Genomic DNA, 21,095 nt, shown 5'->3' on the forward strand with positions numbered 1-21,095 from the left:
GGTGCGCGTTCGGGTGAGGCGAAGCCGCGCAGCCTACCAGCGCCGGCGCGCGGCGCTCAGGCGGAGCAGAACAGCTGCTGTGCGTGCAGCCCCAGCCCGGTCGCCACCGACGCGAAGCGGTCGCCTGTGACGCGCGCCGCGCCGGGGAAGCCCGCCGCCATGCCGTCCACCAGCAGCCGCAGGCCGGTGGAGCCGCCGGTGAAGTACAGCGCGTCGACCTGCTCGGGCTTCAGGCCCGCCAGCGCCACCGTCTCGTGGGCCGTGGCGATGATGCGGTCCAGGTCGGCGCGCAGCGCGTCCACGGCGGTCTTCTCGCTGAGCGGCAGCACCAGGCCGGTCTCGACGTGGGAGAGGTCCACCGTCGTGTCGGCGCCGCCGGAGACGGCGATCTTGGCGCCCTCGGCGCGCGCGGCCAGCTCGTGGCCCAGGCGCTCCTCCAGCACCGTCATCAGCCGCGCGTGCTGGCGCACGTCGCTGAACCAGCTCTTCATGTTGCGCCACTCGGCCACGCGCAGCGGCGAGTAGCAGGTGTTGATGAGGTGCCAGGTGGCGAGGTCGAAGTAGATGCCGCTGGGAATCTCTCGCCCGCTGGGGCCCGTGGCGCGGTAGCCGAACTCGGGCAGCAGGCCGGCCAGCTCGATGTGGCGGTCGAAGTCCGTGCCGGCGATGTGCACGCCGTGGCTGGCCAGGATGTCGTCGCGCCGTGCCAGCCGCTGCACGCGCTCGGGGCCCACGCGCACGAGGGAGAAGTCGCTGGTGCCGCCGCCGATGTCGGCCACCAGCACGATCTGCTCGCCGCGGCCTTCGCGGATGGCCTGCTGCTCGAAGTCGAACGCGGCGGCGATCGGCTCGTACTGGAAGTGCACGTCGGTGAAGCCCACGGCGCGGGCGCAGGCCTCCAGCTGCGCCTGCGCGGTCGCGTCGCGCTCGGGCTCGCCGTCGACGAAGAACACCGGCCGGCCCAGCACCACGCGCGTGGGCTCGCCGGCCAGGCGGCGCAGCCGCTTCAGGTAGCCCGACACGATGTCCGAGTACTTGGCGCCGCGGCCGCCGCCGACGTCGGTGGTCTGGTCGATCAGCGGCGAGCCGAGTATGCTTTTCATCGAGCGCATCAGCCGGCCGTCGTGGCCTTCCACGTAGGCGGCAACGGCGGCACGGCCGAAGGCGCGCGGCGGGCCGTCGGCGTCGTGCGGGCCCTCGGCAAAGTAGAAGACGGCCGTGGGCATGGTGCGCTGGCCGGGCTCCAGCTCGATGAGGCGCATGGCACCGTCGGCACCGGGGATGGCGACCGCGGAATTGGACGTGCCGAAGTCGATGGCGCAGAAGGGAGGCGCGGCGGACATGGTGTATTACCGGCCTTGGGGCCAGTCCTGACAAGGGGCGCGGATTCTAGGAACACAATCGCGCGCCTGTTCACGGAGACATGATGAAGACGCGCCATTTCGCCCTGATCCTGCTGACCGCCGCCCTGGCCGGCTGCAGCCAACGCTCGGAGCAGGAGTTGCTCGCCGCTGCGCAGAAGCGCATGGAGCAGAAGGATGCGGCGGGTGCCGTCATCGAGCTGAAGAACCTGCTCCAGAAGAACCCCGACAACGCCACCGGCCGCCACCTGCTGGGCAAGTCGCTGCTGGAAGCGGGTGACATGGCGGGCGCCGAGATCGAGCTGCGCCGCGCCTGGGACCTGGGCGCGCCGCGCGACGAGCTGGCGCCGCTGCTGGCGCAGACGCTGCTGCAGTCGGGCCAGGCGCGCAAGCTCATCACCGAGTTCGGCGAGCAGAGCCTGGCCGACCCCAAGGCCATGTCCACGCTGCAGCAGCAGTTGTCGCTGGCCTACCTGACGCAGGGCAACCTGACCGAGGCCAAGGCCGCCGCCGTGAAGGCGCTGCAGCTGGCGCCGGAGGACGAAGGCGCCGTCATCGTCAGCGCGCGCACCAAGCTGGCAGGCGGCTTCCCGGACGAGGCGGTGGCGCAGCTGGACGAGCTGCTGCAGCGTGCGCCCAAGGCCATCCGCGCGGTGCAGCTCAAGGCCGAGGTGCTGCTGGCGCGTGGCAAGGTGGACGAGGCCGAGCCGCTGCTCAAGCGCGTGCTGGACCTGGACCCGAACAACTACGAAGCCCGCTCGCTGCTCGTGCGGATGGCCTTCGGCCGCCAGCAGCTGGACGAGGCTGCCAAGCTCATCGAGGGCATGCCGCCCGCGCTGGCCAAGAAGCCGCAGGGCCGCTTCCTGCAGGCGCAGCTGGCGCTGGCGAAGAACGACGCCGCCAAGGCCCGCGAGCTGGCGCTGCCGCTGCTCAAGCTGATGCCCAACTACCTGCCGCTGCTGCGCCTGGCCGCCGGCGCCCACCAGCAGCTGGGCGAGCTGGCCGATGCCGAGAACCTGCTCAACCAGGCGGTCAAGCTGGCGCCCGAGGACGCCGGCCTGCGGCGCCAGTACGCCGGGCTGCAGCTGCAGGGCCGCTCTCCGGCCAAGACGCTGGAAACGCTGCGCCCGGTGCTGGACAGCGGCAAGGCCGACGCCGAGACGCTGCTGCTGGCCGGCAAGGCGCAGCTGATGCAGGGCAACTTCGAGGGTGCCGACCGCGCCTTCGCGGCCGCCGCCAAGCTGCGCCCCGACGACGCCAAGACCCAGGCCGCGCTGGCGCTGACCGCCATCGCGCGCGACTCCGTCGCCCCCGGCGGCGCGGGCCGCGCCAAGGCTGACGCCGCGCTGGCCCAGCTGCGCGAGCTGGCCGCCAAGGACAGCGGCAGCAACTACGACCTGATGGTGGTCAACACGCTGATGCGCCGCCAGGACTTCCCCGCCGCGCTGGCCGCCCTGGACAAGCTGGCGCCCAAGATGAAGGACAGCCCGGTGCCGTCGGCGCTGCGTGGCCGCATCCTGCTGGTGCGCAAGGACGCCGCCGGTGCGCAGGCCGCCTTCGAGGCCGCGCTGAAGGCCGATGCCGGCTACCTGCCGGCCGCGCTGGGCCTGGTGGCCATCGACCTGCAGGCCAACCGCACGGAAGCGGCCGTCAAGCGGCTGGAGACCTTCGTCGCCACCCAGCAGCACTCGGCGCAGGCGCGCCTGGCGCTGGCCGAGCTGCTGCTGCAGACGCGCGCACCCGCCGAGCGCGTGACCGAGGTGCTGACCACCGCCGTGCGCGAGGAGCCCAACGAGGCCGCGCTGCGCCTGGCGCTGATCGACCACCAGCTGCGCCTGGGCAACATCCCTGCCGCCGCGCAGGCCGCGCAGGAGGCTTCAGCCGCGCAGCCGCTGAACCCCGACCTGCTGGAGCGCCTGGCGCGCACGCAGCTGGCGTCCGGCGACAAGTCCCAGGCCGCCAAGACCTACTCGCGCCTGACCGTGCTGGCGCCCGGGCGGGCGCATGGCTACCTGGGCCTGGCGCAGCTGCGCTTCGTCGACAAGGACTATGCCGGCGCCGAGCGCGAGGTCAAGCGCGCGCTGGAGGCCGAGCCGGGCTCCGTCACCGCGCAGCGGCTGCTGATCCAGCTGGCGATGCGCCTGGGCCGCCTGGACGAAGCCCAGGCCGCGCTGCGTGAACGCCAGAAGAAGTACCCGCAGGAGGCTTACTCGCTGGTCGTCGAGTCCGACATCGAACTCAACCGCCAGCGCCCTGACGCCGCGCTGGCGCTGCTGCGCAAGGCCGTCGCGCTGCCCGACCCGGGCGATGCCGCGCCGCGCCTGTTCGCGCTGCTGCTGGCCACCAAGAAGCGCGACGAGGCCCAGGCCTTCGAGACGCAGTGGCTGGCCGCCCACCCGCAGGACAACGCGTTCGCGACCGCGGTGGCCGACGTGACGCTGGCGCGCGGCGACTTCGACGGCGCGCTGACCCGCTACGAGGCGCTGCTCAAGCGCTACCCGGACGCGGTGCCGCTGATCAACAACGTGGCCTGGCTGCGCAGCAAGTCCGGCAAGCCCGGCGCCCGCGAGCTGGCCGAGCGCGGCCTGAAGCTGCGCCCGGACGATGCCGCGCTGCGCGACACCTACGCCACCGTGCTGGCGGGCGACAAGCAGTTCGACAAGGCCGTCAGCCTGCAGCGCCAGCTCATCGCCGACCAGCCCGACGAGCCGTCGTTCCGGCTCAACCTGGCGCAGATCCTGATCCAGTCCGGCGACAAGGCCGCGGCCAAGTCCGAGCTGGAGGGCCTGGCCAAGCTGGGCAAGAAGTTCCCGCAGCAGCCGCAGGTCGAGGCGCTGCTGAAGACGCTCTGATCAGGGGTTGTAGAAACTGAATTGCATCCCGGGCCGGCGGCCCGCGATCAGTTCGGCCATCGCCCGGCCCGAGCCGGCGCCGTGCGTCCAGCCCAGCGTGCCGTGGCCGGCGTTGAGCCACAGGTTGCGCGCGCGCTTGCTGCGGCCGATGTAGGGAATGTTGGTGGGCGTGCTGGGGCGCAGGCCGGTCCAGTAGTTGGGCTCGCTGGTGTCGGCCACGCCGGGGAACAGCTCCTCGTAGCGCTTCACCAGCGCCGCGCAGCGCACGCGGGCCGTCGGCGAGTCCAGGTTCAGGTCGAAGCCCGACAGCTCGGCCGTGCCGGCGATGCGGATGTGGTCGCCCAGCCGCGAGATCGCGATCTTGCGGCTGTCGTCCAGCAGGCTGACGACGCTGGCCGCCTCCGGCTTCTTCAGCCGCAGCGTGGCCGAGTAGCCCTTGGCCGGGTAGATGTTCAGGTGCTCGCCCAGCGGCCGCACCAGCTCGGGCGTGTAGGAACCCATCGCGGCGACGAAGGCATCGGCCTTCACGGTCTTGCGTTCGCCGCTGCGCACGTCGGCGATCTGCACGGCCTCGATGCCGTCGCCGGCGCGCTGCAGCGCCAGGATGTCGTGCTCGTACAGGAACTGCGCGCCGCGCGCCGCGCACAGCGCCGCCAGCTTCTGCGTGAAGACCTTGGCGTCGCCGCTCTCGTCGCTGGGCGTGAACGTGCCGCCGGCCACGCGCGAGCCGAACGCGGCCAGCGCCGGCTCCACCTTCAGCACCTCGTCGCGGTTCAGCACGCGGCGGTCCACGCCGTGCCGGCGCATGATCTCGGCGCCCGCCGCGCCGGCGTCGAAGTCCGCCTGGGTGGAAAAGAAATGCAGGATGCCGCGCTCCAGCCGGTCGTACTCGATGCCGGTGCTGGCCACCAGCGCCTTCAGCGACTCGTGCGAGTAGCGGCCCAGCTGCACCAGCTCCTCCACGTTGCGCTCGAACGCCGCGGTGGTGCACTGCGCCAGGAAGGCCAGGCCCCAGCGCCACTGGTTCGGGTCCAGCCGCGGGCGGAACAGCAGCGGTGAGTCGTCGCGCAGCAGCCACTTGGCCACCTTGAACGGCGCGCCGGCGTTGGCCCAGGGCTCGCAGAAGCTGACCGAGATCTGCGCGCCGTTGGCGAAGCTGGTTTCCAGCGCGGCGTCGCGCTGGCGGTCGACGACGATGACGTCGTGACCTTCGTCGAGCAGATACCAGGCGGTGGCGATGCCGATGATGCCGGCGCCGAGGACAACGATCTTCATGAGCGGGTGGCCAAGGGCCTGTTGATGCTATGGCAATGGGTCGCGAAGGCCTGCCGACAGGGGCCAATCAAGGCGCGGCACGCCGCCCGCACTCGTGTGCGGGCAAGTGGCGTAACGCGGAGTGGCCCCTGTCGGCAGGCCTTCCCGCGGGTTGCGGTCAAAAAGGCCGCGCGCGGCGTTGCAAATGCTCGCCGGGTGGAATACCCGGCTCCGCTTTGCGCCTTGCTCGCGGCCTTTTTGACCACAACGCGACCCGTTGCCATAGCGTCAACAGGCCCTAGAGCGGTTGCAGGAGGAGTTGTAAACCCAGGCCGGCCATCAGCAAAGCGACCAGCCCGTCGAGAACCCGCCAGGTGTTGGCGTTTTGCAGCTTTGGTGCCGCGGCGGCTGCGCCGAAGCCCAGCAGGCCGAACCACATCGCCGACGCGACGCAGGCGCCGGCCGCGAACGCGGCGCGCAGCTCCGGCGGCTGGCGCGCGCCCAGGCCGCCCAGCAGCACGACGGTGTCCAGATAGACGTGCGGGTTCAGATAGGTGAAGGCGAAGGCGGCCGACAGCGTCGCCCCCAGGCTGCTGGCCTGGCCGGCCGCCGACAGGCCCGCGGAGGGCCGCCAGGCGCGCCTGGCAGCCAGCACGGCATAGCCCAGCAGGAAGGCTGCACCGCCGAAACGGAAGGCCTCCAGCAGCAGCGGGCTGCCCTGGATCAGCGCGCCCAGGCCGAACACGCCCAGCGCGATCAGCAGCCAGTCCGACAGCGTGCAGACCGCCACGACAGCGCCCACATGCTCGCGTTTCAGCCCCTGGCGCAGCACCAGCGCGTTCTGCGCACCGATGGCCAGGATGAGCCCGGCACCCATGGCCCAGCCCTGCGCGAAAACGGCAGGTGCGGTGGCGGTGGCGAGCGAGGCGGGCATCCGCTCCATTCTGCGGAGCGACCCTGAATTCAAGAAGTTGGATTCATATTATTCGATCTACATTAGATGAACTTATGAGCGACTTCGATCCCGCCGCACTGGACTGCCTGGCCGCGCTGGCCGACGAGCAGGGCTTCGAGCGCGCCGCGCAACGCCTGTCGATCACGCAGAGCGCCGTGTCGCAGCGGCTGCGCACGCTGGAGACGCAGGTGGGGCAGCCGCTGGTGGTGCGTTCCCGGCCGCTGCGGCTGACCGAGGCCGGCAAGGTGCTGCTGCGCTTCGCCCGCCAGTTGCAGGCGCTGCGCGTGGACGTGGCCCGGGAACTGGGTGAGCGCGTCGCGCCGCAGTCGCGGCTGGCCATCGCCGTCAACGCCGACAGCCTGGCCACCTGGGTGCTGCCGGCGCTGGATGCGCTGGTGCAGCAGGGGCTGCGCGAGGGCTACGGGCTGGAGCTGGTCGTCGACGACCAGGACTTCACCCACGACAGCCTGCGCCAGGGCGCGGTGCTGGGCTGTGTGTCCACGGTGGCCGAGGCGTTGCAGGGCTGCCGCGTGCAGCCGCTGGGCGTGATGCGCTACGTGGCGGTGGCCAGCCCGGGCTTCCTGGCGGCGCAGCTGCCGGAGGGGCTGCACGCCGGCAACTTCGCCGACACGCCCTTCCTCGTCTTCAACCGCAAGGACGACAGCCAGGTGCAGTGGGTGGCCCAGGCCTTCGGCGTGCGCGCGCCGCGGCTGCGCGAGCGCTTCGTGCCGTCCAGCGAGGCCTACGTGAGTGCCGCCGTCATGGGCTGGGGGGTGGGCGTGGCGCCCGAAATCCAGGTGCGTCCGCTGGTGGAATCAGGCCGCCTGCTGGTGCTCAAGCCGGAGGTCGGCGTCGACGTGGCGCTCTACTGGCACCAGTGGCAGTTGCAGGGGCGAGGCGCCTTGCTGGACCAGATCGGCCAGGCGTTGGCGCAAGGGGCTCAGCGCGCGCTGGCGTGATCAGCGGCGCTCAGGCGCCGACGCGGCGTCGGCAGGGGCAGCAACGGCCTGAGACACGAGCAAGGCATCGGGCGTGATGGCGCCGGGTTGTACGGCGTGTGCAACCCACAGCGTGCCGGCGACAACGAAGCCGATCATGCCGTTGGCGATCCATCTCAGTGCAGTAAACGTCATGCGGGAAAGCCCGAACTTCCAAGAGAGCGCGCAGCTTACGCGTATCGGCACCGATTTGGGTTGACACAGTTGGGGAGGCGCCGTTCATTTGCAATCACGCAACGCTCAGCCGGTGATGCGAATCAGCCACAAACCCCGATGGCCATTAGGTCTGGACCCACCCTGAACGTGTGGTATTTGGAGCTGGGGCAATATTTACTGACACATGCAGTGTTCGGTTGTCACATGCTTCGCTCACACTGACTGCACTGAGCCGATGTGGTTGTCGGTTCATCACGCAAAGAGGTCTGTCATGCGATTCGTACCAGCGCTGCGTTTTTTCCGCCGTGACGCTGCCGTTCGCAGCGAACCGGACCCGGCCGACCTGGGCACCGCCTTCGGCCTGGATGCCTGCCTCGATGGCGGTGGCATCAGCGAATACCGCAGCCAGCCGCCAACCGAATTCCTGGAATCGCAGTCCGGCCGCGTCGCCGTCGCGCAGGATTCGCCGCTGAGCTGGCTGTCGCGGCGTACGGCCTGACGGCGGCGAGCCCGCCTTTCACACCGCGTCGTTCGGTGCAGTGGCCGTCAGTGGCTTGTTGTCGCCTGTACTCAGGCGGGACCATGCCTTGCGCACCAGGTGCCTGGACAGCAGCAGCATCGGCATGCGCAGCCAGTGCGCACGTACGTAGACCAGCAGCCGTGCCGTGGCCGTGAACCGCTGGTCGCAGCTGGCATGGTCCGGCATCAACGCGCGCTGGTAGCAGAAGTCCATCATGGCAAGCGTCGCGGGCCCGGGGGCGTGCTGGTCAGCCTGCGCCTGCACGGCCTCGGGAATGGGCGTGTGCAGCAGGCGCTGCGTGTACCGCAGCGCGTAGAAGAGCGGCCGTTCCAGGCCCAGCACGCCGGCCCGGGGCCAGAGCGCAGTCCAGAAGCCCGGGTCGCGGCCGAAGTCATGCAGCAGCGCGTCGAGGTCGCACAGGTCGCGCAGCCCTTTCTCCAGCTCGCCCTCATGGAACAGATGCGCGGCGCTGTGCAGGAACATCGTGACGGGCGCGAGCACCCGCATGCCGGGTGATGTCGGCAGCGGCTGGGCGTCCTCGAACAGCGCGTCGGTGTTGACATGCACCCGTGCCGTGGGCGGGAGGATGGTGTGGTGCACGTCCAGCGAGCTGCCACGCTCCTCATGGAACAGCGGGGGGATTTCGTGCATCCAGTCCCGGTAGTAGCGGCGGTCGTAGTCGCTCAGCGTGTCGCTGAACATCCAGCCTTGTGAACGTAGCGCTGCCTCGACGGCGGCGATCTGCGCCTTGGGCACCAGGATGTCGACGTCGCCGAACAGCCGCCCCTGGCTGGCCGGCAACTCGGCCATCAGGTAAGCCGCGCCTTTGAGGAGGATGGGTTCGATGCCCAGCGGCGCACAGGTCCTGCGCAGGCAGTGGACCTCCCAGCGGGTCGTCTGGCGTTGACGGCGGGCCACGAGCTCGGCCGCATCGAGGTGGTGTCGCGGCGCCTGTGGCAAGCGGTCGCGCATGGAAGCCAGGTTTGCCGCCAGGCGCGACAACAGGTTGGCGCGACGGGCCTGGCGGATCAGCAGGTCCCACTCGGCCGCCGTCAGGCCCGGCGCCAGCTGCGGGTCGAGGAGTACTTGCAGCAGCAGGATCGTCTTCATAGCTGGAGGCCTCGCACTAGCTGATCGAAGGTCGTGACGGCCTCGTCCAGCGATGCGTAGACGAACTCGAAGCAGTCGCAGCGTTCCACCAGGTCCGCGGTGGCGGTGAAGCCGGCACGGCCGTGGAGGTCGTAGTTGAACGCCTGATCTGCCAGCATGAGCAGCATGCGCGCCTTGTCCACGGGCAGCAGTTGCGCGGGGCTGTCGGCCAGGTAGCGCGGCGTGATGATCCATGCGGGGCGAGCGGGCTCGTCCGCCCGGCGGATGCTGTCCTCGGGGGCGCGCATCAGCGCGAGGGTGCCCTTGAGCGTGTCCGGTACCGGCTCGGTCATCACGGCGTCGGGTGCGAAACGGCGAATCAGCTCGATGGCCTTGTTCTTCAGGTTCACCGGACGGGCCATGCCATGCAGGAGGCCCGTGTGCGGGTCCAGCAAGGCCAGTTCATCGGACAACAGGCGCCAGCCGCGCTGCGCCAACGCCGCCGTCAGCGTGCTCTTGCCCGATCCCGGCGGGGCGGGCAGCACCACGGCGACGCCGTGGCGCTCCAGCACTGCGGCGTGGTAGATCAGGTAGCGATGCGCCGACGACGTGACGGCCCAGTTCAGGCCCCATTCCACCATGTGGAAGGCCTGCTCGGCAGGCAGGGCGGTGAACGCGTCCTGTCCGTCCGCTGAAAAGCGCGCCTGGGGCCGTGCCCACCGTCGCCAGCCACCGTCGAAGGCCACGCGCAGGTGGAAGTCGGCGAACTCGTCGGCGTCGCCCAGCTCGAAGTCGGCGTAGAGGCGGCGCAGGTCGCAGGCCACCCGCGGGACGTCAGACCACAGTCGCGTGACGAAGCCGGGAATCCGGAAGGTCAGGCCTGGCGCACCAAGCAATGTCCGGAGGCGGGCTTCGTCAAGCTCGCCGAGTTTCATGCCGGCGTGGCCTGGAGCAGGTCCAGCTGCTCCAGCGCGTGCAGCTGCGCAGTCAACATTGCGCGAGCCTCTTCCGCGGGCAATTCGTCAGGCAACAGCGCCTGCATGTGGGTGAGCAGATCCTCTTCGGTTCGCGGCGTGCCAGTCAGCATGTCGATCAGCTCGATCGCCAAGGCGTTGAGCAGGTGGGTCCTGCCGCTGCCCGCATCGTAGATCGCGCCGAGTTCACCCCAGTCCCGTGCGAGCAGATCGCCGGGACGGGCCACCGACCATTCGCGGCCGACCATGTCAGACGGGATGCCCTAGGCCAGGCCGGCCGCCGCGGTCAGCGCGCCAGCCAGTTGGAATACAGGTAAGTGACGACGCGTTCTTGCGACCACTGCTTGCCATCGGGGCCGGTGCCGCCGGCGGACGAAATGCCACTCAGAATGTTCAGCTGGTTGATCCCGCGGGTCGTGTCGGTCACGCAACGCGACACGGTGGTGTTGGTCTGTACCCGGTAGTTCAACCAGGCGCACACCATGGACTTCTGGAACGGCGTGTAGGACTGCCCCGTCACCGGGTTCTTGCCGGTCAGGACGTTCCACACCTTGTCGGTGGACACCAGGCCACTGGGCATGGTCACGCCGGAGCACAGCGTGCCGACGGTGTACGCCTTGATCTTGGCGACCGTGTTGCAGCCCAGTGCGGTGTTGGGCCAGCCGGGGCAGGTGGGCGTGCCCACCACGGCATCGGCGCCCGAGTACTCGCACCACTTGGACACCAGGTAGGTGCCCGACAGCGTCACGGACTTGTTCTGCAGGCGCGTGTACTGGCTGTTGTTGACCGACATGCCCTGGAAGGAGCCCCAGGCGGAAGCGGTCAGGCACTGGGTGGCCATCACCGGGCGGCTGCTGAGCGTCAGCGCGACGGGCACGACGCCCGAGCCGATCTTCAGAAAACGGCGGCGGCGGGCGGAGGCCAGTGCCTGCGCGGACACGTCAACGAGCGCCGGCGCGTCGGGCGTCGGCAGGGAGTCGTTTGATCGGTGTTCGCTCATGACAGGGGCCTCGTGTATCCGGTTCTACTGCGCGGGGACGTCGTGCGCAGCACGCTCTGGAATTCAGAGCAGCCGATGCTATGGCTCGGCTTGGGATTTAAGTGGAAGTGTTCCACACAAAGCCGGCGGGGCGATATCGGCCGCCCCCTTGATTGGGTGGGCGATTTTCGGGGTTATTTGGGGGGTCAGAGCGCTGTTGACGAAAAGGTGTCACAGGCGCGCAGTTCGCCGGCGTCCAGGCCGCGGCGGAACCAGCGCACGCGCTGGGCGCTGCTGCCGTGGGTGAAGCTCTCGGGCACGACCGTGCCCTGGCTGCGCTTTTGCAGCGTGTCGTCGCCGATCTGGGCGGCGGCGTTCAGCGCTTCCTCGACATCGCCGGGCTCCAGTCGCCAGCCTTGCGCCTGCTGGGACAGGCGGGCCCAGACGCCGGCGTAGCAGTCGGCCTGCAGTTCCAGCCGCACGCTCATCGCGTTCATCTCGCGTTCCGATACCCGGCCGCGGGCTCGGTCCAGCTTCTCGCTGGTGCCCATCAGGTTCTGCAGGTGGTGGCCCACCTCGTGCGCGATGACGTAGGCCTGGGCGAAGTCGCCTGGCGCGCCCAGGCGGTCGCGCAGCGTGTCGTAGAAGCCGAGGTCGATGTAGACCTTGCGGTCGGCCGGGCAGTAGAACGGGCCCATGGCGGCCTCGCCGCGGCCGCAGGCGGTGGGTTCGCTGCCGCGGAAGACGCGCAGCTTCGGTGCGGCATATTGCTGGCCGCTGCGCTGGAAGTAGGCGCCCCAGACGTCCTCGGTGCTGCCCAGCACGCGTTTGACGAAGACGTAGCCGGGGTCGCTGGCCCCCGAGTCGCCGGCCGGCGCCTGCATCGGCGCACCGCCCCCGCCGCCGCTGAGCAGCCCCAGCACCGTCAGCGGGTTGACGCCCAGCACCCACGACGCCACCAGCGCGATGACGATGCCGCCCAGCCCCAGGCCGCGGCCGCCGATGGGAAGCCCCCCTCTCCCGCCGCCACCGCCCCGGGAGTCTTCGACGTTTTCGCTCTCGCGCTGGCCTTCCCACTTCATGCGGTTCTCCTGGCAGATCGGCCGATCCTACGGCCCATCCCTGCGGCGCTGCAGTTCGTCGCGCCGCGCGGGCGGTGCGGGCGCGGGCTGGCCACACTGCCGCCGCATTGCAGAACCCGGAGTCCCGAGATGAAGAAGCTTGCCCTGCTGATCCTGAGCGCCACGCTGGCCTGCGGCACCGCGCTGGCCGGCGACAACGACTGGCACCTGCACATCAAGAAGGAGGCTGACGGCTGGACGGCCCGCCTCAGCGGCCCCATCGAGTACGGCAGCGGCAAGCACCGCATCCGGGGTTCGGGCGTCAAGGTGGAGAAGCCGCGGGCGCTGGCGGCGTTCACCAGCCTGCGCATCGACGGTCCTTTCGATGTGCGCCTGACGCAGGCGGGCAGCGACCAGGCCACCGTCGTGGCCGACGACAACATCGAGCCGCTGGTGGAGACGGTCGTGGAGGGCGACACGCTGGTCGTGCGCCTGAAGCGCGATGCGGGGTTCACGACGCGGCTGTCGCCGACGGTGCGCGTCGACGCCCGCGCGCTGCAGGCGGTGACGATCAACGGTTCCGGCGATCTGTCCGCGGAGCGCTTCAAGGCCGACCGGCTGGCGCTGCGCGTCGACGGCTCGGGCGACGTGGCGCTGGGGCTGGTCGAGTTGAAGGAGCTGAATGTCGACATCCACGGCTCCGGCGACGTGCGCGTGGCGGGCCGGGCCGAGCAGCAGCAGTGGAAGATCCATGGGTCGGGCGATGTGGATGCCGCGGCGCTGTCCGGCCGCGCGGCGCGGGTCGAGCTGCATGGCTCGGGCGACGTGTCGCTGGGCGTCACCGAGCAGCTGGACGCGCAGTTGAGCGGATCGGGCGACCTCAGCTACGCCGGCCGGCCGCAGTTGCGCCAAAGCGTCACGGGCTCGGGCGAAATCCACCGGCGCTGATGGCGGGCTGGGTTCCAATGCCCGGGTGACTTCAAGCGATTTCTGGTGGCAGGCGCTGGCCGATGGCCCGGTGCTGTTGGCGCGGTTCGATGCCGAGGGCCGGCTGTGCCAGGCCAATGCGGCCTACCGCGCCGCGTGGGCGCTGGGTGAGCAGGACGCGCCGACGCGCGCGGAGATCGCCGATGCCGCGCACGCCGCGGGTGCCGGGCCGGTGGACCCGCCGGGGCGCCGGGCGCGGGCGGCGCGCTCGGGCTACGAGCAGGCCTGGCGCGATGGCCGCCGGCTGTGGTGGGTGGAGCAGGTGACGCCGGACGGCGGCCGCGTCTGCACGGGCGTGGACATCAGCGCGCTGGCGCGGCCACGGCCGGCGGCCGGGCAGGTGCTGGACACGGTGGCCGGGCTGGCGCTGTTGCAGTCGCTGCTGAGCGATTCGCGCGCCTGGCCGCTGTGCGTGGCGACGACGGCACCCGGCGTGCCGGACCAGGCCTTGCTGGCGCTGATCCGCGGCGACGACGGCTGCGCGCGGCTGGCCGACGGGCGGCTGCTGCTGATGTTGCCGTCCACCGGGCCGGCCCAGGCGGCGGCGCTGTGCGGGCGCCTCGGCGGCCTGCGCCTCACCGAGGCGCAGTGGGGCGAGTCGGCTACCGAGCTGCTGGCGCGAGCCTGAGATCGCGGCCCTGGGCCTGCGCGGGCGCGGGCAGGCCGGCGACGCCGGCCAGCGTGGGCGCCAGGTCGGCGATCTCCACGCGGGCCTTCTCTTCGCCCTGGCCGACGTAGCCGGGCCCCCAGAACAGCAGCGGCACATGCGTGTCGTAGCGGTGCGGGCTGCCGTGGCTGCTGCCGCCCGGGCGGTAGCTGTGAATCCAGTTCGGCTTCAGCACGATCTGCAGCTGGGCGGCGCGCGTCGGGTCGAAGGACTTGCGCATCTGCGCCAGATAGGGCGTGGTGGTGTCGCTGCCCAGCAACTGCTCGCGCGTGAAGACGGTCTCCACGCCGGGCAGCTTCAGCAGCTCGTCGCGGGCGGCCGCCTGCACGTCGGCGAACTTCAGGCCGCGCTCGGCCGCGAGCTGCTCGTTCAGCAGCAGGCCGGCGGCGGAGAAGTCGCGGGCCAGCTTGTCGACGCCGAACTTGGCGGACAGCGCGGCGTTGACGAGCGCCAGCGACGGCGCCGACGCGAAGCGGCCGGCGTCGCGGCCTTGGGTGGCGGCCCATTCCGGCGTGTCGGTGAAGCCGTGGTCGGCCGTCAACGCCAGCACGTAGTTGCCGGCGCCCACCTCCTTGTCGAGGAACTGGAAGAAGGCCTGCAGGTGGCGGTCCAGGTGCAGCGTGTGGTCGTGCGACAGGCGCGACTCGGGGCCGAACGAATGGTTGACGTAGTCATGGCTGGACAGGCTGACCGACAGGATGTCCTGCACGCCGCGCCGGCCCAGCTGCTCGTTCGTGACGGCGGCGCGGGCGAAGGCCAGCGTCAGCTCGTCGCCGAAGGGCGAGGCCAGCAGGTTGCCGTAGAAGCGCGGGCCGGGGCCATCCATCTTGTCGCCCATGACGGCCGGCAGGCGGTTGCCGTTGCCGCTGGCGACCTGCCAGGTCTGGCCGTCGGGCACGGAGCGGGCGTAGGCCGATTCCGGCAGCAGCGGCGCCCAGGTCTTCTTGAAGAACGCGTCGGCCGGCTTGCCGGCGTTGAAGTCTTTCACCCAGGCCGGCAGCGCGGCCATGTAGTAGGTGCTGGACGAGAACTGGCCCGTCTCGCCCATGTACATGTAGGCCGTGCCTTTGTGGCCGGCGGGCAGGATGGCGCCGCGGTCCTTGCCGGAGATGCCGATGACCTTGGACTCGGGCGAGCGCGTGCGCAGCACGTCGCCCAGCGTCTCGACCTTGAGGCTGCGCGGGCTGGTGCCGGACAGCGGCGCCGTCGGGTTGTCGAGGTAGGTGTAGGCCGCGTCGCCGGTGTTGTAGACCGGCGCGCCGGTGGCCGGGTCGCGCCATTCGTTGCTGATGATGCCGCTGCGCTGCGGGTAGGCGCCGCTCAGCATCACCGAGTGGCCGGCCGCCGTCACGGTGTGGCCGTGGCCGTAGTGGGCGTCCGAGAACCAGCGGCCGCGCTCCAGGAAGCGCGCGAAGCCGTCGGGCGCGAGCTGGTCGCGGTAGCCGGTGACCTGGCGCATGGGCAGGCCGTCGATGACGACCAGCACCAGCAGCTTGGGTGACGAGATGGTGGGGGCGGTGGGCGCCGTGGGCGTCGTCGTGCAGGCGGCAAGGGTGGCGGTGGCCAGGGCCAGCCCCAGCAGGCGGCGGCGGGTGTGCATCGACATGGTGGGTTCACAACAGGGGATCGGGGATGGGAGCTTACGTCGTCACAATGCCCGCCAGCATCGCCATGGCCAAGACCGACGATTTCGACCCCGCCCGCGTCCTGGACGGCTGGCGCGCGCCCGCGCCGCCGCCGCTGGACGACCTGGACCTGGGCCGGCTGCTGGACGCCGGCCGCGCCAGCATCGACGCCACCAAGCGCGCGCGGCTGCAGGCGCGCGGCTACGCGATGCAGGACGTCGAGGACATCGACCTGCCGCACGTGGCGCCGCCGCCGCCCGTCAACGACATTCCGCGCCTCAACCTGCCGGTGCCGCGCGCCGACCGCCCGGCGCAGCTGCTGTCGGCCTGGGAACCGCGGGCCTGGACGGCACTGGTGCGGCGCGTGCGCGGGGCGACGTCCGAGCTCGTGGCCGGCCACGCCGGGCACCCCGTCGTCGAGAACCACGCGCCGCAGTGGCTGTGCGCGCTGTGGCCGCCGCAGCGGCTGGAGGCGCCGGTGCTGGGCCGCTGGCCCGAGCTGGCCACGTTGACCGCGGCCGAGACGGCCCTGGGCGCGCTGCACCAGCTGCTGGCCCAGCTGCCGCTTGAGGCCAAGGTCTGGCCGGCCGAGCTGGACGCGGACTGGGTGCTGATCGCCGAGCTGGTGCTGCACCAGGACCCGCGGCTGCGGCCCAGTCAGGCGCAGGCGCTGCGCGAGCTGGCCGACGCGGAGCGCAGCGCGACGTTCGCGCGGCTGAACGACGGCTACGCGCTGCGCAACCGCGTGGCAAGGCGGCGCACGTGAACCCGCTGCTGACGGTGGAGGGCGGTGTCGCCCGCATCACGCTGCGCCGCCCGCGCCAGGCCAACCGGCTCAGCGTGGATGATCTGGCCACGCTGCGCGGCTTCATCGACGCGGTCGATGCGAACGCCGCCGTGCGTGTGCTGGTGCTGGCGGGCGAGGGACGGCATTTCTGCAGCGGCTTCGACCTGGGCGCGCTGGGCAGCGTCGACGCCGGCGCGCGCTTCGGCGAGTTGGCCGACGCGCTGGAGGCGGCGCGGCCCATCACCGTCGCGCGGCTGCATGGCGGCGTCTATGGCGGCGCGGCAGACCTGGCGCTGGCCTGCGACTTTCGCCTCGGCGCACCGGCCGTGGAGATGTTCGTGCCGGCGGCGCGCATCGGCCTGCATTTCTACGCGGGCGGGCTGAAGCGCTTCGTCAGCCGGTTGGGCCTGGCCACCGCCAAGCAGGTGCTGCTGGCCGGCCGCACGCTGGACGCGCCCGCGCTGCTGGCCTGCGGTTATCTGGACCAGCTGCTGCCCGATGTCGACACGCTGGACGCGACACTCGCCGCGCTGACGGCCGAACTGCTGGCCATGGCGCCGTTGGCGCTGCTGCCGATGAAGCAGCATCTCAACGCCATCGCGGCCGGCAGGCTCGATGAACAGCGGCTTGCGGCCGACATCCTGACGGCCCGCGACTCGCGCGATCTGGCCGAGGGACAGGCCGCCTGGGCCGAAAAAAGAACGGCCAAATTCGAGGGGTGTTGAAAGCCCTAGGCCGGGGTCTGCCGACATGGTGGAAAATACAGGGCCCCAGCGCCTGCCCGGCGTTCCCCACTTACAACTCTTCGACAGGACCAGCGTGGCCAAAGAAACCACCAAGACCACCATCGAAGCGGATGGTCTGCGCTACCGCTCCAAAGCCCCGGGCTCGCCCTTCGCGGCGACCTCCTCTTTCGGCGCAGCGACGATGTCCTGCTTCCTCTGCGGCAAGCACCGCCCGCGCGCGATGCTCAAGTCCAAGAAGCTGCTGGGCAAGTCCCAGCCGGTGTGCTCGCCGTCCTGCAAGGAGCTGGACGCGCAGATTGCTGCTAAATAGGCGGCCCCTCGCCCGGTCTCGCCGCTGAACGCGGGCGAGTCCGGTCGGTCCCCCGAGGGGACGGCGATGTTCGCGGCATCGAGCCGCGAACACATCGCCAGACGGGCCGGCTTGGGAGCGGCCCGGCGCTCGGCCCGTATAAGGCACCACGGCCTTGCCACGCTTTTACGTTGACACCCCACTGACTCAGCCGGGCGACTTCACGCTGCCGGCGGGTGCTGCACGCCATGTGCAGGTGCTGCGGTTGCAGCCGGGGGATGCGCTGACGCTGTTCGACGGCAGCGGCCCGGAATGGCGGGCCGAGGTGACGGCGATGGGGCGCAGCGAGGTGCGCGTGAATCTCATCGACGCCGAGCGGCCGCAGCGTGAACTTTCCCGTGCGGTGACGCTGGCCGTTGTCATGCCGGCCAACGACCGCATGGACTTCCTCGTCGAGAAGGCCACCGAACTGGGCGCCGTGGCGCTGCAGCCGCTGGTGGGCGAGCGGTCGGTGCTGCGCCTGGCCGGCGAGCGGGCCGACAAGAAGCGCGCGCATTGGCAGGGTGTGGCCATCGCGGCGGCCGAGCAGAGCGGGCGCACGGTGCCGCTGCGCGTCGAACCCGTGCAGCCGCTGGCCGCCTGGCTGGCCGCGCTGCCGGCGCCGGCCGATGACGAGTGGCGTGGCCTGCTGAGCCCGCGGGCGGCGGCGCCGCTGGGGGCGTTGGCTCAGCCGCGCGCGCTGTTCCTCAGCGGCCCCGAGGGCGGCCTGAGCGACGCCGAGGAAGACGCCGCGCGTGCCCGCGGCTTCGCGGCCGTCACGCTGGGCCCGCGCATCCTGCGGGCCGACACGGCGCCGCTGGCGGTGCTGTCCTGGCTGGCCTTGTCTTGAACAAGCGCCTGGCCCTGCTGGTGCTGGCCCAGGGCCTGTTCCTCACCAACAACATCTGCTTCATGGCCATCAACGGCCTCGTCGGTCTGGCGCTGGCGCCGCGGCCGTGGATGGCCACGCTGCCCATCTGCGCCTACGTGGCCGGCGGCGCGCTGACGGCGCGCCTGGTGGGGCGGCACCAGCTGCGCTTCGGGCGCCGGCGGGCCTTCCAGATCGGGCTGGGCGTGGCGCTGTTCAGCTGCGTGATGGCCTTCGTCAGCGTGCTGTACCAGCAGTTCTGGGGCGTGGTGCTGGCGACGCTGATCGCCGGCTACTACACGGCCAATGCGGCGCTGTACCGCTTCGCCGCGACCGAGCTCGTGGCGCCGGAGAAGCGCGAGGCCGCCATCTCGTGGGTGCTGGGCGGTGGCTGCCTGGGCGCGGTCATCGGGCCGCTGCTGGCGCGCGAGAGCCAGTACCTGCTGACGGTGCCGTTCGCCGGTGCCTACCTGCTGCTGATCGTCGTGGCGCTGGCCGGGCTGGCGCTGATCTCGCTGATCGACTTCCCGCCGCTGGCACGGCCGGCGCCGGGCGCGGGCGGGCGGCCGGGGGCGGAGCTGGTGCGCCAGCCGGTGTTCCTCGTCGCGCTGGCCGCGAGTGCGCTGGGTTACGGCGTCATGAACCTGCTGATGGCGGCCACGCCCATCGCGATGGGCCAGTGCGGCCTGCCGTTTGCTGACGCCGGGCTGGTGCTGCAGTGGCATGTGCTGGGCATGTTCGTGCCCAGCTTCTTCACCGGGCCGCTGATCAAGCGCATCGGCGTGCATCCGGTCATGTGGATGGGCGTGCTGCTGAACGCGGGCTGCGTGGCGTTCGCGCTCAGCGGGCAGGACCTGGCGCATTTCCTCGGCGCGCTGCTGCTGCTGGGCGTGGGCTGGAACTTCCTCTACATCGGCGGCACGACGCTGTTCACGCAGGCCTACCGGCCCGAGGAGAAGACGCGCGCGCAGGGGCTGATGGACACGGGCGTCTACGCGACGATGACGGTCACGTCGTTCTCGTCCGGCGCGTTGGTGACGACGGGAGGCTGGCAGTGGATGAACCTGGCCAGCCTGGTGCCCATCGCGCTGTGCGCGGCGGCGCTGGCCTGGCTGGGGTGGCGTCAGCGCCGATCGTGCTGAAGGTAGTCGGCCGCCATCTGCGCGGCCAGTAGCTCGGGCTGCATGCGCCGCACGGCGGCGGGCGCCAGGTCGCGCTGCGTGACGAACAGCGGTGCGCCGATGCGCAGGCCCACGATGGCGGCGCCGTCGCCCAGCTGCGGCAGCAGCGGGTAGGCACGCAGCCGCAGCACCAGCGTGCCGGCGTCGTCGAAGACGGTGGTCTCCACCAGCGTGTGGCAGCCCAGGCGGTCGGCCTCGGCCAGCAGCGCGCGGCCGGCGGCCTGCGGGTCGATCTGGCGGGTGGAGGCGTCCAGCGCATGGGCGCTGCGGCCGTCTGCCTGCAGCGCGCCGGCGACGGCGGCGTTGAAGCGCTGGTTCAGGTCGTCCCAGTCCGGGCCGCCGGGCTGCGTCGCGTTGCGGCCCTGGCCGAACACCAGCGTGCAGCCGTCGGCCTGGGCGCTGCTGGCGCACAGCAGCGCCAGCGCGGCGGCGATCAGCTCACGCCGCACCGTCGTCCGCGGCCGGCTTGCGCGCCGAGCCCTTGACGAGGTCGAAGCGGAACAGCCGGCATTCGATGGGGCCGTTCCACATCGGCACGCGGCGGCTTTCCTTCAGGCGCATCTTGCTGGGCAGCTTCATGTCGGGCGTCAGCATCCAGGCGGTCCAGCCAGCGGGGTTGCCGGTGTACTGGCGCTTCCAGTGCGCGGCCAGGCGCGGGAAGAAGTCGTCGCCCGCGTCCAGCTCCTCGGAGCCGCGCGCGTCCCGCGTCATCGCGGCCTTGCCGCGCACCTCGATGCGCTCGCCGTAGGGCGGGTTCATGACGATGGCGCCGGGCATGCCGTCAGGCAGTTGCGGCGCCGGGCGCTCCAGCGCGTCGCCGCCGTTGAACTGGATGTACTGCGCCACGCCGGCGCGCTCGGCGTTGCGGCGCGCGAAGTCGACCATGCGGAAGGCCACGTCGCTGGCGTAGATGGGCACGGCCGGCGGGTGGATGCGGGCGCGGGCGGCCTGCGCCATCTCGCCCCAGACCGCCTTCAGCGCCGGCGTGGAGAACGGGATCTGCCGCTCGAACGCGAAGCGGCGCAGCAGGCCGGGCGCGGAGTCGCAGGCGATCAGCGCGGCCTCGATGGGGATGGTGCCGGAGCCGCAGCAGGGGTCGTGCAGCGCGCTGTCACCGCGCCAGCCGGCGGCGGCGAGCATGGCGGCGGCCAGCGTTTCCTTCAGCGGCGCGTCGCCCTTGTCGACGCGCCAGCCGCGCTTGAACAGCGGCTCGCCGGAGGTGTCGACGTAGATCGCCGCGCGCTCGGGGCCGACGTGCAGCAGCACCGGCAGGTCGGGCGAGTGGGTGTCGACGCTGGGGCGCTCGCCGGTGTGCTCGCGCAGCTGGTCGCAGATGGCGTCCTTGATGCGCAGCGTCGTGAAGTTCAGGCTCTTCAGCGGCGAACGCTGCGCGACGGTGTCGACGCGGATGGTGTGCCGCGGCGTGATCCAGTCGCGCCAGTCGACGCGGCGGGCGAGCGAGTAGAGGTCTTCCTCGTGGCGGTACGGGCCTTCGATGAGCTCGACCAGCACGCGTTGCGCGAGCCGGCTTTCGAGGTTGATGCGCAGCACGTCTTCCGCCGTGCCCACCAGGCCGCAGCCGCCGCGCAGCGCCTCGACCTTGCTGCGCACGCCGGGCGGCAGGAAGCGTTTGAGCTCCTCCTCCAGCAGCGGTTCGACGCCACCGGGGCAGGACACGAAGAGGGATAACTTGTTGGGCAGGCTCAC

Annotated in this window: 22 protein-coding genes; 10 read left to right on the top strand and 12 right to left on the bottom strand. The window is 71.2% G+C overall.

The genetic code is table 11. The features are described 5' to 3' along the window. Positions 1-56 precede the first annotated feature (56 nt). Positions 57-1,343, bottom strand: a complete 1,287-nt coding sequence (locus AC1Q7O_RS08780) for an Hsp70 family protein (RefSeq protein ID WP_492661058.1) — start codon at positions 1,341-1,343, stop codon at positions 57-59. Positions 1,344-1,426: 83 nt separating this feature from the next. Here AC1Q7O_RS08780 and prsT point away from each other — a divergent pair, with 83 nt between their 5' ends. Then, a complete protein-coding gene (prsT, locus tag AC1Q7O_RS08785) occupies positions 1,427-4,213 on the top strand; it encodes an XrtA/PEP-CTERM system TPR-repeat protein PrsT (protein WP_492661059.1) in 2,787 nt (928 codons plus the stop codon). On the opposite strand, the gene AC1Q7O_RS08790 is transcribed toward prsT, so the two are convergent. Continuing rightward, the gene (locus tag AC1Q7O_RS08790) at positions 4,214-5,488 is read right to left on the bottom strand and encodes a D-amino acid dehydrogenase (RefSeq protein WP_492661060.1); all 1,275 of its coding nucleotides are present in this window, start codon (positions 5,486-5,488) and stop codon (positions 4,214-4,216) included. Between the two features lie 277 nt (positions 5,489-5,765). Then, positions 5,766-6,401 (bottom strand): LysE/ArgO family amino acid transporter, encoded by a 636-nt coding sequence (locus AC1Q7O_RS08795; protein ID WP_492661061.1) that lies wholly within the window; start codon positions 6,399-6,401, stop codon positions 5,766-5,768. A 74-nt stretch (positions 6,402-6,475) separates the two neighbouring features. On the opposite strand from AC1Q7O_RS08795, the gene AC1Q7O_RS08800 reads away from it, so the two are divergent. Then, positions 6,476-7,381, top strand: a complete 906-nt coding sequence (locus AC1Q7O_RS08800) for a LysR family transcriptional regulator ArgP (protein ID WP_492661062.1) — start codon at positions 6,476-6,478, stop codon at positions 7,379-7,381. On the opposite strand, the gene AC1Q7O_RS08805 is transcribed toward AC1Q7O_RS08800, so the two are convergent. Next, a complete protein-coding gene (locus AC1Q7O_RS08805) occupies positions 7,382-7,555 on the bottom strand; it encodes a hypothetical protein (RefSeq protein WP_492661063.1) in 174 nt (57 codons plus the stop codon). It lies immediately after the preceding gene. A 292-nt stretch (positions 7,556-7,847) separates the two neighbouring features. Here AC1Q7O_RS08805 and AC1Q7O_RS08810 point away from each other — a divergent pair, with 292 nt between their 5' ends. Further along, a complete protein-coding gene (locus AC1Q7O_RS08810) occupies positions 7,848-8,075 on the top strand; it encodes a hypothetical protein (RefSeq protein WP_492661064.1) in 228 nt (75 codons plus the stop codon). A gap of 18 nt (positions 8,076-8,093) precedes the next feature. Here AC1Q7O_RS08810 and AC1Q7O_RS08815 read toward each other — a convergent pair whose 3' ends face one another. The 5 genes from AC1Q7O_RS08815 to ypfJ all read right to left on the bottom strand — a co-directional run bounded on the left by AC1Q7O_RS08815 (position 8,094) and on the right by ypfJ (position 12,220). Continuing rightward, positions 8,094-9,206, bottom strand: a complete 1,113-nt coding sequence (locus tag AC1Q7O_RS08815) for a nucleotidyltransferase domain-containing protein (RefSeq protein WP_492661065.1) — start codon at positions 9,204-9,206, stop codon at positions 8,094-8,096. Continuing rightward, a complete protein-coding gene (locus tag AC1Q7O_RS08820) occupies positions 9,203-10,120 on the bottom strand; it encodes an HprK-related kinase A (RefSeq protein ID WP_492661066.1) in 918 nt (305 codons plus the stop codon). Before AC1Q7O_RS08820 ends, AC1Q7O_RS08815 begins: the two co-directional genes overlap by 4 nt. After that, on the bottom strand, positions 10,117-10,407 hold the full coding sequence (locus AC1Q7O_RS08825) for an HPr-rel-A system PqqD family peptide chaperone (RefSeq protein ID WP_492661067.1): 291 nt from the start codon (positions 10,405-10,407) through the stop codon (positions 10,117-10,119). The genes AC1Q7O_RS08820 and AC1Q7O_RS08825 overlap by 4 nt, the downstream gene beginning before the upstream one ends. A gap of 38 nt (positions 10,408-10,445) precedes the next feature. Beyond that, positions 10,446-11,159 (bottom strand): hypothetical protein, encoded by a 714-nt coding sequence (locus tag AC1Q7O_RS08830; protein ID WP_492661068.1) that lies wholly within the window; start codon positions 11,157-11,159, stop codon positions 10,446-10,448. A gap of 185 nt (positions 11,160-11,344) precedes the next feature. After that, entirely contained in the window at positions 11,345-12,220 is an 876-nt protein-coding gene (gene ypfJ / locus AC1Q7O_RS08835) for a KPN_02809 family neutral zinc metallopeptidase (protein ID WP_492661069.1), read from the bottom strand. Positions 12,221-12,349: 129 nt separating this feature from the next. Here ypfJ and AC1Q7O_RS08840 point away from each other — a divergent pair, with 129 nt between their 5' ends. Then, positions 12,350-13,147 (top strand): head GIN domain-containing protein, encoded by a 798-nt coding sequence (locus AC1Q7O_RS08840; RefSeq protein ID WP_492661070.1) that lies wholly within the window; start codon positions 12,350-12,352, stop codon positions 13,145-13,147. A 25-nt stretch (positions 13,148-13,172) separates the two neighbouring features. Continuing rightward, complete coding sequence (locus AC1Q7O_RS08845; protein ID WP_492661071.1) at positions 13,173-13,814, top strand: hypothetical protein; 642 nt, start codon at positions 13,173-13,175, stop codon at positions 13,812-13,814. On the opposite strand, the gene AC1Q7O_RS08850 is transcribed toward AC1Q7O_RS08845, so the two are convergent. Next, a complete protein-coding gene (locus AC1Q7O_RS08850; RefSeq protein ID WP_492661072.1) occupies positions 13,789-15,459 on the bottom strand; it encodes an alkaline phosphatase family protein in 1,671 nt (556 codons plus the stop codon). The genes AC1Q7O_RS08845 and AC1Q7O_RS08850 overlap by 26 nt on opposite strands. 47 nt (positions 15,460-15,506) lie before the next feature. Here AC1Q7O_RS08850 and AC1Q7O_RS08855 point away from each other — a divergent pair, with 47 nt between their 5' ends. The 5 genes from AC1Q7O_RS08855 to AC1Q7O_RS08875 all read left to right on the top strand — a co-directional run bounded on the left by AC1Q7O_RS08855 (position 15,507) and on the right by AC1Q7O_RS08875 (position 19,349). Further along, positions 15,507-16,244 carry a hypothetical protein gene (locus AC1Q7O_RS08855; RefSeq protein WP_492661073.1) on the top strand — a complete coding sequence of 246 codons (738 nt, stop codon included), beginning with the start codon at positions 15,507-15,509 and terminating at the stop codon, positions 16,242-16,244. Further along, on the top strand, positions 16,241-16,990 hold the full coding sequence (locus tag AC1Q7O_RS08860; RefSeq protein WP_492661074.1) for an enoyl-CoA hydratase/isomerase family protein: 750 nt from the start codon (positions 16,241-16,243) through the stop codon (positions 16,988-16,990). The genes AC1Q7O_RS08855 and AC1Q7O_RS08860 overlap by 4 nt, the downstream gene beginning before the upstream one ends. A gap of 94 nt (positions 16,991-17,084) precedes the next feature. Continuing rightward, the gene (locus tag AC1Q7O_RS08865) at positions 17,085-17,321 is read left to right on the top strand and encodes a hypothetical protein (RefSeq protein ID WP_056266878.1); all 237 of its coding nucleotides are present in this window, start codon (positions 17,085-17,087) and stop codon (positions 17,319-17,321) included. Between the two features lie 154 nt (positions 17,322-17,475). Next, positions 17,476-18,189 carry a 16S rRNA (uracil(1498)-N(3))-methyltransferase gene (locus tag AC1Q7O_RS08870; RefSeq protein ID WP_492661075.1) on the top strand — a complete coding sequence of 238 codons (714 nt, stop codon included), beginning with the start codon at positions 17,476-17,478 and terminating at the stop codon, positions 18,187-18,189. Next, positions 18,186-19,349, top strand: coding sequence for an MFS transporter (locus AC1Q7O_RS08875; RefSeq protein ID WP_492661076.1), 1,164 nt, complete (start codon positions 18,186-18,188; stop codon positions 19,347-19,349). Before AC1Q7O_RS08870 ends, AC1Q7O_RS08875 begins: the two co-directional genes overlap by 4 nt. Here the strand turns inward: AC1Q7O_RS08875 and AC1Q7O_RS08880 are convergent. After that, entirely contained in the window at positions 19,331-19,837 is a 507-nt protein-coding gene (locus tag AC1Q7O_RS08880) for a hypothetical protein (RefSeq protein WP_492661077.1), read from the bottom strand. The two genes, AC1Q7O_RS08875 and AC1Q7O_RS08880, sit on opposite strands and share 19 nt — an antisense overlap. Further along, positions 19,827-21,095, bottom strand: coding sequence for a THUMP domain-containing class I SAM-dependent RNA methyltransferase (locus AC1Q7O_RS08885; RefSeq protein WP_492661078.1), 1,269 nt, complete (start codon positions 21,093-21,095; stop codon positions 19,827-19,829). The genes AC1Q7O_RS08880 and AC1Q7O_RS08885 overlap by 11 nt, the downstream gene beginning before the upstream one ends.

The organism is Roseateles sp. GW823-FHT07B05 (genome assembly GCF_058794515.1).